This is a genomic window from Eisenbergiella sp. OF01-20, from assembly GCF_003478085.1.
Classification (GTDB): domain Bacteria; phylum Bacillota; class Clostridia; order Lachnospirales; family Lachnospiraceae; genus Eisenbergiella.
In genome coordinates this window covers 100,187-114,280 of sequence record NZ_QUES01000010.1, presented here as the reverse complement: position 1 = coordinate 114,280, position 14,094 = coordinate 100,187, and the positions used below count along the sequence as shown (strand labels likewise).

The 14,094-nt window shown below is 49.5% G+C and carries 18 protein-coding genes; 2 read left to right on the top strand and 16 right to left on the bottom strand.

The genetic code is table 11. The features are described 5' to 3' along the window. Window positions 1-75 precede the first annotated feature (75 nt). Both DXA36_RS13850 and DXA36_RS13845 read right to left on the bottom strand, forming a co-directional pair. The gene (locus tag DXA36_RS13850) at window positions 76-780 is read right to left on the bottom strand and encodes a GNAT family N-acetyltransferase (RefSeq protein ID WP_118680164.1); all 705 of its coding nucleotides are present in this window, start codon (window positions 778-780) and stop codon (window positions 76-78) included. Between the two features lie 122 nt (window positions 781-902). Beyond that, entirely contained in the window at window positions 903-1,313 is a 411-nt protein-coding gene (locus tag DXA36_RS13845; RefSeq protein ID WP_118680163.1) for an ester cyclase, read from the bottom strand. A gap of 346 nt (window positions 1,314-1,659) precedes the next feature. Here DXA36_RS13845 and DXA36_RS13840 point away from each other — a divergent pair, with 346 nt between their 5' ends. Beyond that, window positions 1,660-2,265 carry an HD domain-containing protein gene (locus tag DXA36_RS13840; protein WP_118680162.1) on the top strand — a complete coding sequence of 202 codons (606 nt, stop codon included), beginning with the start codon at window positions 1,660-1,662 and terminating at the stop codon, window positions 2,263-2,265. 38 nt (window positions 2,266-2,303) lie between these two features. Here the strand turns inward: DXA36_RS13840 and DXA36_RS13835 are convergent, their stop codons facing one another. The 3 genes from DXA36_RS13835 to DXA36_RS13825 form a co-directional block, all read right to left on the bottom strand. After that, entirely contained in the window at window positions 2,304-2,828 is a 525-nt protein-coding gene (locus DXA36_RS13835; protein WP_279221549.1) for a class I SAM-dependent methyltransferase, read from the bottom strand. A 302-nt stretch (window positions 2,829-3,130) separates the two neighbouring features. After that, window positions 3,131-3,427 carry a hypothetical protein gene (locus DXA36_RS13830; protein WP_118680160.1) on the bottom strand — a complete coding sequence of 99 codons (297 nt, stop codon included), beginning with the start codon at window positions 3,425-3,427 and terminating at the stop codon, window positions 3,131-3,133. 45 nt (window positions 3,428-3,472) lie between these two features. Then, window positions 3,473-4,183, bottom strand: coding sequence for a YcxB family protein (locus tag DXA36_RS13825; RefSeq protein WP_118680159.1), 711 nt, complete (start codon window positions 4,181-4,183; stop codon window positions 3,473-3,475). Window positions 4,184-4,477: 294 nt separating this feature from the next. On the opposite strand from DXA36_RS13825, the gene DXA36_RS34400 reads away from it, so the two are divergent. Continuing rightward, window positions 4,478-5,182, top strand: a complete 705-nt coding sequence (locus tag DXA36_RS34400; RefSeq protein WP_330425032.1) for a hypothetical protein — start codon at window positions 4,478-4,480, stop codon at window positions 5,180-5,182. 21 nt (window positions 5,183-5,203) lie between these two features. Here DXA36_RS34400 and DXA36_RS34025 read toward each other — a convergent pair whose 3' ends face one another. The 11 genes from DXA36_RS34025 to DXA36_RS13760 all read right to left on the bottom strand — a co-directional run bounded on the left by DXA36_RS34025 (window position 5,204) and on the right by DXA36_RS13760 (window position 14,073). Beyond that, window positions 5,204-5,431: a Txe/YoeB family addiction module toxin gene (locus DXA36_RS34025; RefSeq protein ID WP_118680158.1), complete on the bottom strand. Its 228-nt coding sequence runs from the start codon at window positions 5,429-5,431 to the stop codon at window positions 5,204-5,206. 183 nt (window positions 5,432-5,614) lie between these two features. Beyond that, window positions 5,615-5,884 (bottom strand): acylphosphatase, encoded by a 270-nt coding sequence (locus DXA36_RS13805; protein WP_118680157.1) that lies wholly within the window; start codon window positions 5,882-5,884, stop codon window positions 5,615-5,617. A gap of 39 nt (window positions 5,885-5,923) precedes the next feature. Beyond that, window positions 5,924-6,850 (bottom strand): 30S ribosomal protein S1, encoded by a 927-nt coding sequence (locus DXA36_RS13800; protein ID WP_118680156.1) that lies wholly within the window; start codon window positions 6,848-6,850, stop codon window positions 5,924-5,926. Between the two features lie 184 nt (window positions 6,851-7,034). Beyond that, window positions 7,035-8,021 (bottom strand): hydrogenase expression/formation protein HypE, encoded by a 987-nt coding sequence (hypE, locus tag DXA36_RS13795; RefSeq protein WP_118680155.1) that lies wholly within the window; start codon window positions 8,019-8,021, stop codon window positions 7,035-7,037. Between the two features lie 16 nt (window positions 8,022-8,037). Further along, window positions 8,038-9,087, bottom strand: a complete 1,050-nt coding sequence (gene hypD / locus DXA36_RS13790; protein ID WP_118680154.1) for a hydrogenase formation protein HypD — start codon at window positions 9,085-9,087, stop codon at window positions 8,038-8,040. Then, window positions 9,071-9,301, bottom strand: a complete 231-nt coding sequence (locus DXA36_RS13785) for a HypC/HybG/HupF family hydrogenase formation chaperone (RefSeq protein ID WP_118680152.1) — start codon at window positions 9,299-9,301, stop codon at window positions 9,071-9,073. Before DXA36_RS13785 ends, hypD begins: the two co-directional genes overlap by 17 nt. Continuing rightward, entirely contained in the window at window positions 9,271-11,691 is a 2,421-nt protein-coding gene (gene hypF / locus DXA36_RS13780; RefSeq protein ID WP_118680150.1) for a carbamoyltransferase HypF, read from the bottom strand. The genes DXA36_RS13785 and hypF overlap by 31 nt, the downstream gene beginning before the upstream one ends. Next, window positions 11,688-12,131, bottom strand: a complete 444-nt coding sequence (locus tag DXA36_RS13775; RefSeq protein ID WP_118680148.1) for a 4Fe-4S binding protein — start codon at window positions 12,129-12,131, stop codon at window positions 11,688-11,690. The genes hypF and DXA36_RS13775 overlap by 4 nt, the downstream gene beginning before the upstream one ends. A gap of 22 nt (window positions 12,132-12,153) precedes the next feature. Beyond that, on the bottom strand, window positions 12,154-13,233 hold the full coding sequence (locus DXA36_RS13770; protein WP_118680146.1) for a hydrogenase large subunit: 1,080 nt from the start codon (window positions 13,231-13,233) through the stop codon (window positions 12,154-12,156). A gap of 31 nt (window positions 13,234-13,264) precedes the next feature. Then, entirely contained in the window at window positions 13,265-13,603 is a 339-nt protein-coding gene (locus DXA36_RS13765; protein WP_118680144.1) for an NADH-quinone oxidoreductase subunit C, read from the bottom strand. After that, a complete protein-coding gene (locus DXA36_RS13760; protein ID WP_118680142.1) occupies window positions 13,600-14,073 on the bottom strand; it encodes an NADH-quinone oxidoreductase subunit B family protein in 474 nt (157 codons plus the stop codon). Before DXA36_RS13760 ends, DXA36_RS13765 begins: the two co-directional genes overlap by 4 nt. Between the last annotated feature and the right edge of the window lie 21 nt (window positions 14,074-14,094).

The following is a 14,094-nucleotide window of genomic DNA, read 5'->3' as shown; positions in this document are numbered from 1 at the left end:
TGCAATGGACAAAAATTGGTCAGCATCACTTTTATAACTTATTATATGGCCTCAGGAATTGGAGGATACAGGCTATCATTTCTCCGACGGATACCCCATCCATACCGGATAAAATCCCGCACCCAGCGCAACTCGCGTGGAGGCAATGTTGGGACTCCAGGTCGTATAGAACGGTACTTTCCAGAGTTTCTCTATTTCAGCCGCCAGTTCTTTTACAAGATACAGTCCCAGTCCCTGATGCCGAAATTCAGGCAGCACATCAATGCCGATTTGCCACAATTCGTTCATATAATCGTCAGCGCCGGCCATAGCCACCAAATTGCCGTCCTTATATGCTGCAAGAGCTATGGTGTCTCTCTCAAAATTAAGCGCGTTAGCGAACTGCCTGTATTTATATAATTCTTTTACTTCACAGCCTCTGTACCACTTGTAAGTATAAGCATCAGGCCTTATTGCCGATTTTTCGGGGTAAAGGTGCAGATACCTCACATGCTCGCCGCCTAATTTTCTGCCGTACGAACGGAGTTTTGTTTCCAGTATATACAGATTATCCCCGTCCATAATATCACGTGCCGGCACAGCCGAAAACTTTTCAGAACACCATTTAAGGATTTCCCGGTTTCCCCGCATAACCGCATTTTTTCCGAATGTAATTATTTCGAAAAATGTATCCTCCGTTTTTAAAAAGATGTTTTCCTCTGCATCGAAAGCAGAGGGATCGCATTTCCAGATTTCAGATAACTGCCGTTTGGCAAATGCTACTTTTTCCTTTCTATTCATGGCTTTCCCCTCCCTGTCCGCTGATAGTGCATGGTTGAAATCATTTTATGTAAGTTTTCTAAGAAAAACATAGTTGCTGAAAAGAGTGCAGTCAATATGAATCCTATAGGTAAACAGAACACTTATACCGGGCGGATTAAATGTTCCTCATACAGTGTATCAAAGGTATTGACCGCCCCTCCATGCTCAACAATTTTTCCATTCACTATTCTATCGATATCAACGCCGGTAAAAGACAGTTTTTTATATGTAGGTTTTATACCAATCCACTCTCCTTCCTGTGTTCCTTCCATAATAAATTCGGAAATCACATACTCCCCGTCTTCATACTGTTTAATAATTTTCATTTTATAGTCGGGATAGGTTTTCTTTACATCAATAAGATGCTGTTTCATGCCATCAAGGCCTACAGGGATTAATGTTTCCCCAACCTTAACAACACAATTATCTGCTATAAAATTCGGAATCTCCTCCAGCAGATTTTTTGAAACCACGGTTTCATAGAAATAGGACACTATTTCTTTCTTATCCATTCTTATACTTCTCCTTATCGCAATTTACCGCACTGGCTATGGAAGCTTATCGTTAACGCTTTGCCCCTATAATGCCTTACCTTTCCTAATAGTAATGAATTATGATTCTTCTGTCAATGAAGCTCCGGCACAAAGTCTTTTTGTGAAAAGTCTTTTTCTTCGTACAGGCTTTCTTCCCACCCGACAGGTTTTGCAGGATTACTATTGCATATAGGCAAAACAACACCTTTGTGTTATTATTTAGTGGAAAAACATTTATATAAGGACAGATCGGATTTATTACAGACATACCTATAAAACTGTTATAACAAAATACAGCAGCATTGGTATTCGGAATGGAGGAATTATGTTATCTCCCAAAGAAGCGGAAAAAGAATTGGAACTGGCTGAGGGCTTAATGCCCGGTCCCTGGGTAAAGCACAGTATATCTGTCGCCGTGAACGCCCGGCTTATTGCGGACAAAACGGATGGCCTGGACAGCGATACGGCTTATTCCCTTGGTCTCATGCATGACATCGGACGCAGAGAAGGCTTCAAGGCGATTATGCATATACTTGACGGTTACAATTATATGATGCAGATCCGTCAGCCGGAAATCGCCAGGATATGTCTTACTCATTCCTTTCCTATACAGGATATCCATACCTTTATCGGGAAATATGACTGCTCAGAGGAAGAAATGACATTTCTGGACCATTATATCACTTCCGTTGTCTATGACGATTATGACCGGCTAATCCAACTGTGCGATGCCATATCGCTGCCGAACGGAGCCTGCATTATGGAAAAAAGGCTGATAGATGTTGCCTTAAGACATGGCCTTCCCTCATTTACAGTGGATAAATGGAAGGCTTTTATGAATCTGAAGAATTATTTTGATGAATTGTGCCACTGCAATCTTTATTCTCTTTTGCCTAATGTGATGGAAAATTCCTTTGAAAGCCTGATTTAGTATCAGGCTTTCAAAGGCTTCGTTCTATAGGTTTTATTCTATGGGGAAAAGACTGCATTGACATAATAGTACTTGATGGTCTGCTTTGTCTGCAAATCCAGTGGGAAATATTCCGTGTGCCTTATTTTGGTTATGGTAAAATTGTGCAGAAGCCTGATTATATCCGCCGTATCTGCGTAAAAATGAGCGACTCCCGCCTCCGGTTCTTTACGGCAGACCACAGTATTGCCGTCAATTTTTTCCGCCCCTTTCTCCAGATAATCTGTGGATTCCTTTGAACAAAAGGACAGGAAAATTTCTCCGTCCCTTTTCAGTACCCGTTCTATTTCGCTGATTATCGTTTCCACTCCCTGTGTATCCGAATGGGAAATTACATGATAGGCAAATATACAATCAAAGCAATTATCCGGATAAGGCAGATGAAGCATGTCCCCGGTAACTGCTTTTACCGGAAGATTTTCTGCTTCCGCCCAGGAAAGCAGGTGACTGATTCCATAGCCGGATATATCGACGGCGCTGACCTCAAATCCTTTCCTTGCAAAACAAATCGCATGGCGGCCCAGCCACGATCCCAGCCTTCTGACTGTATCATTTTTCCTCCATTATTTTCTGTCTGTAACCGTCCGCAGAAAGACTGTGAACTCTTTTATGAAGCACAATATAACTGCTCTTCCCACCAGTGCTCAAAGTAGTAAGGATGAGCTTTGGTAAAACAGAAACCAAAATACAATCTTCCATAATCAAGTATAGTGTTAATTCATCTTGGCCGGGTAATAGATGCCAATTTCGTGTTTTGCAAATACTAGTTACTTTGTCATGACGTATAGATTCCCCTGATTCATACCTGCTCCAGGTTTTAGAACCTTTATGCCGTTCTATTTTCAAGTTCGGAAACTCTCCTGGATAATTCATCCACCATTTTTAAAAGCAACGTTGTGTTATCATTTTCGAGTTTTGTTATCCGATAGTACTGCTGCAATTCTTCCAGATTTTTTTCCACTGCCTTTATATGTTGCTGGAGAATTTCCTGAACCCTGTCGATTTCATCTAGAATTATATTTTCCGATTGAGAAACCTTTTCTTCGACGATTCCTGGAACCGTTTCTGTTAATACCTCTTCCATAATTATTTTAATTTGTTCTAACTCCTGCTTATCTAACATTTCTCTACCCTCCTTAATTTCCTGCCGCCTGTTCCCGGCCGGCTCCTATTTGATTTTCCAGTCTCCCTGAAGCATCATGAACACTTTCCATTCCTCCAGATTTCCCATAACAAAACTGTCCTTGGGAACAAGGAGGGATAACTTTTTCTGAATTACCAGGACATACAAATTTTTAGAGCTGATAATCTTGGTAATATTCGAATATTCAAATACGGAATGAGCCCCGTTATTTGAAAAAATTTCAAGGGCATCGGAATAGAAGCTTATTTTTCTCTCCAGCGGTTTTCCGCCGTTATTCGCCACCTGTTTGGCATATTTCTTATCTCTTGAGGATTTGTAAAGGAAAAACGGCATCACCAGACATACAATACCCACAAGAAGGAATACGATTCCTGAACTGAAGGCTCCTCCCAGAATGCTGAACAGACCCAGAAAAATACTGATTCCGCCCATAATGTAATACAGCTTCCGGTATTGGCCCATAAAGGCTTTCACAAATTCCAGGTACACTTCCTTAGTAATCGTAAATTCATTTCTGAAAAGCAGCTGGCCTCCGATTCGGTATCCGGTTCCTGCCTGGTGTACCGGCGGAATTGTCCGCTGTTCCTGCTTCGGCTCCTGCGTCCCCTGCTCCTCTTCCAAAACTGTTTCGGTTGGATTTCCCTCAGACATTTCTTCCCCGCCGGCTTCTTGTGTTACCGCTGCCGAAGTTTCGTTATCTTCTGTTTCTATCATGTCTTTCTTTTGTTCTTCCATTTTAACCTCTCATTCTGCCGGCCTTACGGCTCTTTGGTCCCTTTCTTTTTACAGCCATTCTTCCCTCTCTGGCTTTTACGTTTCCCGTTTTTGTCATTTCGGGATTTTTCACATACTATAGTATAGAATACCATAAGCGGATGTGAATGAAAAATGAATTCTTCAAATTATTATAGAAATAATTCTTCCTTCTGTAATTCCTGTAATCCCTGCGGATGTTCCCAATGTCCCGCGGGACCCCAGGGGCCTCCCGGGCCGCAGGGGCCACAGGGGATCCCGGGAGAAAGAGGCCCTATGGGTGAACAGGGGCCGCAGGGACCCCCCGGGCTTAGAGGGGAGCAGGGGCCGCAGGGCCTCACCGGGCCGCAGGGGGAACAAGGGCCGCAGGGGATTGCCGGGCCTCGGGGAGAACAGGGACCCCAGGGGCTTCCCGGGCCGCAGGGAGAACAAGGGCCGCAGGGTTTTCCCGGGCCGCAGGGGGAACCGGGGCCGCAGGGCCTCACCGGACCGCAGGGAGAACAAGGGCTGCAGGGGCTTCCCGGACCGCAGGGAATACCAGGGCCAAGGGGCGAACAGGGACCGCCCGGCTGGCAGAATATAGCCTATGCCCAATATGGCGTTACCGCTTCTCCTCCCAGTAACAGCTTTCTTCCTTTTTATCCTATTTGGGGGGCGGGAGGGCTTACCAGCCTGCCTGCGGACGAAACGATCCGGCTGCTCCCCGGCTACGCATATATGATTACTTATGTTTTCCTGGCAACACCGGAGGCAGGTAATTTTTATCAGCTTCTTCCTTACCTGAATGGCTCGCCGCGACTCCTTTATTCCTCCATGGGAACTGCGGGCAATAACAGGAATGCTTCCACCTGTGCTGCCTTTTTAACCAATGAGGCGCTTTATGAACCTCTGGATTTTTCCCTTTCCCTGACTTACCCTGACGGGGTCCGTAACATTGATATCTCCGGGGCCGTATCCATTTACCCTGTCGCTATACTATAAAGACAAAGATTCTCTATATCTTTATCTATATCTGATTTCATAAAAAGAAGCATCAACACTTTTTATTTTTCTCTGTTGATGCTTCTTTTTATTTCTTAACTTTTTATCACTATAATGGTATCTGCAGGATAAAACATATACGCTGCCTTCATCACTCTTATAAACCAGTCTATCCTTTTCATTAATTCGTCTGCTCCAAATACCAGCCAAATTTCCGCTTAACAGCTCCGGCTTTCCTTTGGATTCCATTAACCAATCCTAATTAGACTTATTACCCATGACATAAATATTTTCCATCAGATTATTATAGGATTCCTCCGATAACATATTGCTTTCAGTACTTCAAGCACCTTTCTAAACTAGTATATGCCAGTTTGCTAATAACATCTCCCAGCCACACAGACTGCTAACCCTTTCCTTTTGTACAGATAACTAGTTGGCAATGCGGAACTGTTCTTCTTTCTTAAGGGGGATCTGTTCCTCCTCTATTCCCCGGATTTCAATCCACTTACCGTGCTTAATCTTTTCCACAAGAAACAGAATCTCATTCTGTGTCCCCTGAATCTCCATTTCCACCCTGCCATCTGCCCGATTGGCCACCCAGCCGGTCAGCCCCAGTTCCCTGGCCGCCATATAGGCCGTGTAGCGAAAGCCCACTCCCTGTACCTCCCCGGAAAAAATCATATGTTTTCTGATTTCCATGGGTCTTCCTTTCCTTACCTTGTGCAAATCCATCCGTTTTTAAAGCTTCAGCTTCTTAAACAAATCGCCAAGGGAAGTGGTGGCTTCCTCTTTGGAGCTGTACTCAGCTGCCTGATGGGCTTCTATTTCATCGGCTTCTGTATTTTCCTCCACAGCCTTCATGCTCAGGCTGATTTTATTATTATTGGTATTCAAGACCTTAACCTTTACTTTATCTCCCACAGCCAGGACTTCCGAAGGCTTTTTGATTCTCTTCTGGCTGATCTGGGAAATATGGACAAGACCGCTCAAGCCATCCGGCAAGCTGATAAACGCGCCGTAAGGCATCAGGCTTTCTACCGTGCCTTCCAGGACGCTGCCCGGAGCCAGCATGGAAATCTTATGGTTGATTTCCTCCTCCGCCCGTTCCTTTTCAATGACTTTGGCAGAAAGAACCAGCTTGTTCTTCTCCTCATCCACCGTAATTACCCGAACTTCCAGTTCTCTGCCAAGCCATGGCTCCAAATCCTCGACATAGCTCAGGGACAGCTGGGAAGCGGGAATGAAACCGCGTATTCCTTCCACATAAGCAACAGCACCGGCTTTAACGATCTCACTGATTTTTGCATGGATAATTTTATTTTCTTCCATGTAACCCTTCAGAATATCCCAGGCCAGCACCTGAACCGCTTCTTTTTTGGAAAGCTTGATATTACCGTCCCCGTCATCGGTCTTTACCACAGTAGCCTCTACCTGGTCGCCCACCTTTACATCCTCCAGGATAGAAAAACCGGGATCGCCGCTCATGTCCTCCGCCTTTATGACGCCCTGGGCGTAATACTGCAGATCCAGAATTACCTCCTCTTCATTTACCGCAATAACGGTGCCGGTAAGGATGTCACCTTCTTTAATAGAACGGAAGGATGCTTCCAGCTCCTTTGCATAATCTTCCATCGTTTCCTTTTTTTCTTCCACAGTCTTGTCCATCCTTTCTGGTATTTTTCCGTAACTGTCCAGTCCCTTTACCTTCTCTGCGCTGACCTGACAAACAGCGTAACAGTTCAGACAAGTCTGAACTGTTGCCAAACAGCTACGTTTTCTCCATTATAAATAAAACTAACCTTCTTGTCGACCCCTGACGGAGATTTTCCTGCCTGCCGTCCCCGCAGGCTTAACAGATTCTCGGAAGGCCTTCTCCTATCAGTTCCGTAACTACCCGGATCCCGCCAAGGGGAGTGGTCAGCAGGACCTTGCCCTTTTCTCTGCCGGAGATCGTCCCTATGATAGCAGCCGCCTCTCCGTATTTGCTTTTTTTCATGCATTCCAGGGCAAGCCCGGCATCTTCCTCTGCCACAACGGCGGTCATTTTCCCTTCATTTCCCATATAGAGGGGATCCAGGCCCAGCAGGCCGCAGAAGCCTTTTACCTGGTCCGATACCGGCAGGCTGTCCTGGGTAAGTTCCACGCAGCAGTCGGAAGCTACGGCAAATTCATGCAGTACCGTAGCAAGCCCGCCCCTGGTTACATCCCGCATGGCCTTAATGCGTACACCTGCTTCCTGCATGGAACGCACCATTTCTCCCAGAGGGGCGCAGTCGCTTACGATACTGTTGGTGATTTCCATCCGCGCGCTGAGTATGGCGGCATGGTGATCCCCCAGGCAGCCGGATACGAGTACGGCATCCCCTTCTTCGCAGAAGGATGCACGAATCTGCAGGCCCTCCGGGACGAAGCCGACACCGGCGGTATTAATATAAATACCGCCTTTCCCTTCGATCACCTTGGTATCCCCCGCCACGATCGTCACCCCTGCCTCCCGGGCCGTCTGCGCCATGGATGCGGCTATCTGTTCCAGTTCACCGCTGTCTGCACCCTCTTCCAGGATAAAGCCGCAGGTAAGGTATTTCGGGCAGGCACCGCTCATGAGCAGATCATTCACTGTGCCGCATACGGATAACTTTCCGATATCCCCGCCGGGAAAAAAGAGAGGATTCACCACAAAGCTGTCCGTTGTCATTGCCAGCCTGCCGTTTCCGGGCACCACGGCGGAATCCTCCATACGCGACAGGATTTCATTATTAAAATGTTTCTCAAAAATACCGGCAATCAGCTGGGAGGTTGCCCTTCCGCCGCTGCCATGAGCCATTGTTATTTTCATTCCGTTTCCTTCTCTCCTATCCGTTTTCCGCAAAAAGGCTGTTTATACTGTTATAACAGCTGCCTTCCGAAGAAACCATACAGGCTCCCTGAGGGGTCTGGGGGGTGCATACTTTGCCAAACAGCGGACACTGGCAGGGACGGATCTTCCCGGTGAGCACCCGGGCACAGCAGCAGCCCTTATTTCTTTCCTTGTCTTCCATAAGCGCCCTGCTTCCGGCATCAAACGCTTCATATTCCTTCCGCAGCACCATGCCGGATCCGGGTATCACGCCCATTCCCCGCCAGGAAGCATCTGCAGGTTCAAAATATTCCTCCACAGCCGCCTGTGCCTTCCGGTTCCCTTCCCTGGTAACCGCACTGGTATACATATTGACCGTTTTTCCCGTTCCGCGCAGCTTAACCAGCGCCCCGATGGCCGCCAGTATCTGTCCCCCTTCAAATCCGGCAACGACAAAAGGGATTCCATACTTTTCCGCCAGGCCTTCAAAGGCCCTGCTGCCGGTAATCACACTCACATGTCCCGGTGCAAGGAAACCGTCAATCCCGCTGTCTCTTTTTTCTCCGCATATCCAGTCAATGACCGGAGGCATAACCTTCAGTGAGGTAAGGAGCCGGATATTTTCAATCCCGTTTCCCCGGGCTTTTTTCAGCAGCATGGCATACACCGGTGCGGTAGTTTCAAAGCCGACCGCCGCAAAGATATAGGTATGCTCCCGATCCGCCTCCGCCAGCTTAAGCATATCCAGGGGGGAATAAACCATTTTCACAAGACAGCCCTCCGCCCTGGCCTCGCTCAGGCTCTGCCGGCTTCCCGGCACCCGGAGCATGTCCCCAAAGGTAACCACGATATTTCCCGGCTCCTTTCCCAGTGCGATAAGCCGGTCGATATATTCGGTCACTGTAACGCAGACCGGGCAGCCAGGGCCGGAAACCAGCCGGATCCCGGAGGGCAGCAGGCCCGGTATCCCGTTCCGGTTGATCTCCGCCGTATGGGTGCCGCAGACTTCCATGAGCGTCAGCGGCCTTCCCCGGTAGCTTTGCAGATATTCAAGAATTTCCTTCACCAACCGCTTCCTCCAATTCTTCAAAAAGCGCCGTAAGCTGCTTTCCTTCTTCCTCGGAAAGTACCTGCAGGATACAGCCCGCATGTACCAGCACACTGTCTCCGGGCTTCACCGTAACCAGCCCGGCCTCCGCACGCACTCTGTTTCCCTGAAAATCCACCACTGCAGTGGAGCCATCTATCTCTAAAACCCTTCCGGGCAATGCCACGCACATACCTTTTCCTCCTGTGAGTTTTTGTCCTCCAATAGCTTCCACGCTGCCAGCAAGGCCTGTCCCAGCGCAATCCCTCCGTCATTTCCCGGCACCTTTTCGTTCACATACACCAGAAACCCTTCCTCCTCCAGAAGGTTCCTGCAGCGCTCCTGCAGGATCACATTGGCAAAAACGCCGCCGCTTAAAGCGATCCTGTTCTCCTGAAACCGCTCCCGTAACCGGCGGCATATGTCCAGCACCATTTGGGCGACCGCTTCATGAAAGCCGAGGGCAAGCGCTTCTGTTTTTTCCGTCCTGTCCTTCTCTTTATACCACGCCTGCATTCCTTTTGTCTCCCGGAAAATTTTACGTATCAGCGGCGTCCTGTCCGCAAGGAGAACATTTCCCTCCTCCCGGAGAGGAAAAGACAGCTCCACAGGGGCCATCCCGCGCTCCATGGCCCGGGCCGCCGCATTTTCAAGGGCTATGGCACATTCCCCCTCATAGCTGTTTGTCTCCCGGATTCCCAGCAGGGCGCATACCGCATCAAAAAGCCGGCCCATACTGGTGCTCCTCTCCGTATTAATATGGCCTGATAGCGCCGCACTGACGATTTTCCGCCTCAGCTGCGGCTCTTCCCCTTCCTTCTTTTCACCAGACAAACCGCAGCCTGCATGCTCCAGATGACACAGGGCCGTCAGGCCCGCATCCTTTGCCGAGGCATCCCCTCCGATAAGTTCTGTTTCCTCCAGGTGGCCGGCTCTCAGGAACGCACTTCCCTCGCATAACAGGAATTCACCTCCCCATACCGTACCGTCCGTCCCATATCCCGTACCGTCAAAAACCACGGCAATACAGCGGCGCAGGCCATGCTCCGCCATGACGGAGGCCCCATGGGCATGATGATGCTGGAATGCAAACAAAGGCAGCCCTTTTTCTCCGGCAAGCCGGGACGCTTCCCGGGAGCTTGCATATCCCGGATGAAGATCACAGGCTATGGCACGGGGAACGATTCCAAACAGCTTCTCCATGTGATCCAGAGCATGAAGATAGGTACGAAGCACCTGATAGCTTTCCAAATCCCCGAAATACTGGCTCATATATCCCCTTGTCCGGCAGGCCAGGCAAAAAGCCGCCTTCAGATCCCCTCCCATGGCAAGCACCGGCATGGGACACGCCGACGGAAGGCCGACAGGATCGGGGACAAAACCTCTGCTGCGTCGCAATAGCTGGGGCCGTCCGCCTGTCATACGCATAAGGGAATCGTCCAAAGGTGTCACAATCCTTCTGTCATTCCAGGCAATCCCCGCAAGCAGGGAAGGGCTTTGCCGCAAAAGCTTCTCCATTTCCTCATCCGCCGTCAGGATAGGCTCATCCGTCACATTACCGCTGGTCATCACCAGCGGACCCACTGCCTGTGTAAGCAGTTGGTGCAGACCCGTATAAGGAAGAAAAGCTCCCAGGAAACGGCTTTCGCCGCTCACTTCACAGGAAAAGCCATATCCCCTCTTTTTGACACACAGCAGCACAATCGGGCGGGCGGAAGAACAGAGCAATTCCTTCTCCTGCTTCGAAACCAGACAGACCTCGCGGATACTCTCCAGGGATGGAAACATGACGGCAAACGGTTTTTTATCCCTGTGCTTCAGCCGCCGGAGCCTCTCCACGCAAGCTCCCCTGTCCGGGCGGCAGGCAAACTGGTAGCCTCCGATTCCCTTCAACGCAATAACGCCTCCTGCACGCAGGGTTTCCTGCGCCGCCTCCAATGCCGCCTCCTTTTCTCTACAGGCAAAACCACCTTCCCCATCCGGGGCCATCCACCGAAGCTGCGGCCCGCAGGCGTGGCAGGATATGGTCTGTGCATGTCTCCGCCGCATTTCCGGGCTGGAGCATGTTTGAAAATTCATCCCCGTATATTCCTCCCTGCAGGAAGGACACATGTCAAATTCCCTCATGGTGATATGCGCTCTGTCATAGGGGACCTCTTCGGTAATGCTGTAACGGGGACCGCAGTTCACGCAGCTTATAAACGGATAACGGTATCTGCGGTTATCCGGATTTCTCATTTCCGCAAGACATGCCTCGCAAAGAGGAAGATCCGCAGGAAGAAGCGGAAAATCCGCTCCGTTCTCCGCTTCGCTTTCCACAATGCCAAAATCCCCCGGGGCGGTTTCATCCTCGTTTACCGGTACCGCCTGTACCCGGTCAACCCTGGCTGCAGGCGGGGCACATGAACGAAGGCGACAGATAAAGTTATCCATCGCCTCCGCATCTCCAAACGCATCTATCCTTACCACTCCGCCGCTGTTGCGGACACTTCCTCTGATATGAAGTTGTTCAGCCAGGGCTGCCACAAAAGGCCGGTAGCCGACCCCCTGGACCACACCCAGAATGGTAATTTCATATCTCATGCCTTCTCCTGTCCTCCGGTGCTTACCGCTTCCGGTTTTGCCGCGGGCTGGGCCGCCGGTTTCACGGCAGGCTTTACCGGCGGATCCGGCATATTGGTCTTTAAGAAGCTGTCCGTTTTCTTATTCCCATCCGGCTGGGTATAGGACTGCTTCATGGACAGGCATTTTTTCGGACAGGTCTCCACGCAGCAGCCGCACTGGATACAGCCGAACCGTTCGATTTCCCACAGCTTGGCCGCCCGATCCACGGTAATCGCTCCCGTAGGACATTTCCGGGCACAAAGACTGCAGAGCACACAGGTATCGATATCGATTTCCACATGTCCCCTCGTCCTCTCCGGGTATTCTCTCGGCTGCTCGGGATACGGTCTGGTTACCGGCTTACTGAACAGGTTCTTTAACACCACGCCGGTAAATTTCATTGTGTTCATATGCTTCATAGTATCACTCCCCTTGTCTTTCTCAGCGTTCCGTACAACTGATACAGGGATCGATTGTCAGAATCAGGATCGGCACATCGGCCAGCTGACAGCCCTTCAGCGTTTCCAGCAAAGCGGGCAGATTGGCAAAGGTAGGGGTGCGGACCCGGAAACGGTCTATGAATTTAGTCCCGTTGGCTTTTACATAGTAAATGGCCTCTCCCCTGGGCTGTTCCTCTCTCATGAAATATTCCCCGTCCGGGAAGCCCTTAAAAGGAACTGCCACTTCCCCTCCGGGAATCCGGGATATTGCCTGACGGATTAAATCAATGGACTGGAAAATTTCCCGGATACGTACATCGCATCGGGCATAACAGTCCCCGATATTGCTGGTAATCGGTTCAAAGTTCAAATCGGCATAGGCCGCATACCCCAGCTTCCTGTTGTCCAGGGCGATACCGCTGGCACGCATAAACGGCCCCACCGCACCCAGATCATGCGCCTGCTGGGCGGTGAGAAAACCTACGTCACGAAGGCGGCTGTTCACGGCCGTATCCTCCAGAAAAGTCCTTGCCACCACCTTCAGTTCCTTCTCGATATCCGTAAAATCCGCCACAAACCGGCGCAGCATGGAAGCTTCCATATCCTTGCGCTGTCCGCCTATTTTATTCACGGAAAAAATAACCCTTCCGCCTGTGGAGGCTTCGAACATATCCAGTACCTTTTCCCTGATTTTCCAGGACTGCATAAAAAGGCTTTCAAAACCGAAGGCATCCGCCAGAAGCCCCAGCCACAGCAAATGGCTGTGAATTCTGGACATTTCACACCATATAGTGCGCAGATAATGGGCCCTGGGCGGGATTTCAATATTCATAATGTGTTCCACAGCCTCACAATAGCCCATGCCATGCATGAAGCTGCAGATTCCGCAGATACGCTCCGCAACATATACATACTCGGTAAATTCTTTTTTTTCAACCAGTTTTTCCAGTCCTCTGTGTACAAAACCAATGGAAGGGACCGCTTCCACAATCTTTTCATCCTCTAAAACCAAATCCAGATGAATCGGCTCCGGAAGTACCGGATGCTGGGGTCCAAATGGAATCGTGCTGCGTGTGGACATAGTATATTCTCCTTGTATAAATGCAATTACATTACTCTTTAAAGGGTGCTTCCTTCTTGATACGGTACAGGTTTCCATGGTAGTCCATTGTGATCATCTTAATGGGGATGCCGAACAGGTCATGGATTTCATTTTCATATAGAAAAGCCGGCCCGTAAATATCGCTGATGCTCACAATCTCCGTATCCGGCAGAATGCTGATCCGAAGCCCTACCATCTTATATTCTTTACCGAAGGAATAGGTAATCTCTGTCCTGTCCCCCGCTTTTGCCGCACAAATCTGAATGATCCGGTAATCCCTGTGCTTCAGCTTCAGGACCTCGGTTACCAGATTTTCCGGTTCCACCTGCATGATTTCGCCGTCAATCATTTTGCTCCTCCTTCCGGTCTTCCCTGTCCGCCGTCCGTTTGTTTCTGTGAAGCGCGTTCCTCTCTTTTCTTATCCAGGAGAGCGACGGCTTTAACCACGCCGTCTATGATCGCTTCCGGGCGGGCCGCACAGCCGGGTACATATATGTCCACCGGGATAATGGTATCCACACCGCCGATAATATTATAACATTCCTTGAAAATACCGCCGTTGCAGGCGCATATCCCCACCGCCACCACCACCTTCGGAGAAGGCATCTGGGAATAAAGCTGCTGTACCACGGGCTTGTTCTGCTCATTGATACCGCCGGTAATCAGGAAAATATCCGCATGCTTGGGATTTCCTGTATTAATGACCCCGAACCGCTCCACATCATAGACCGGAGTCAGGCAGGCCAGCACTTCTATATCACATCCGTTGCAGCTGGAGCCGTCGTAATGCAGCAGCCAGGGTGATTTTGATATTTTCATTTTTGCTCCTTCCTTTCCGGT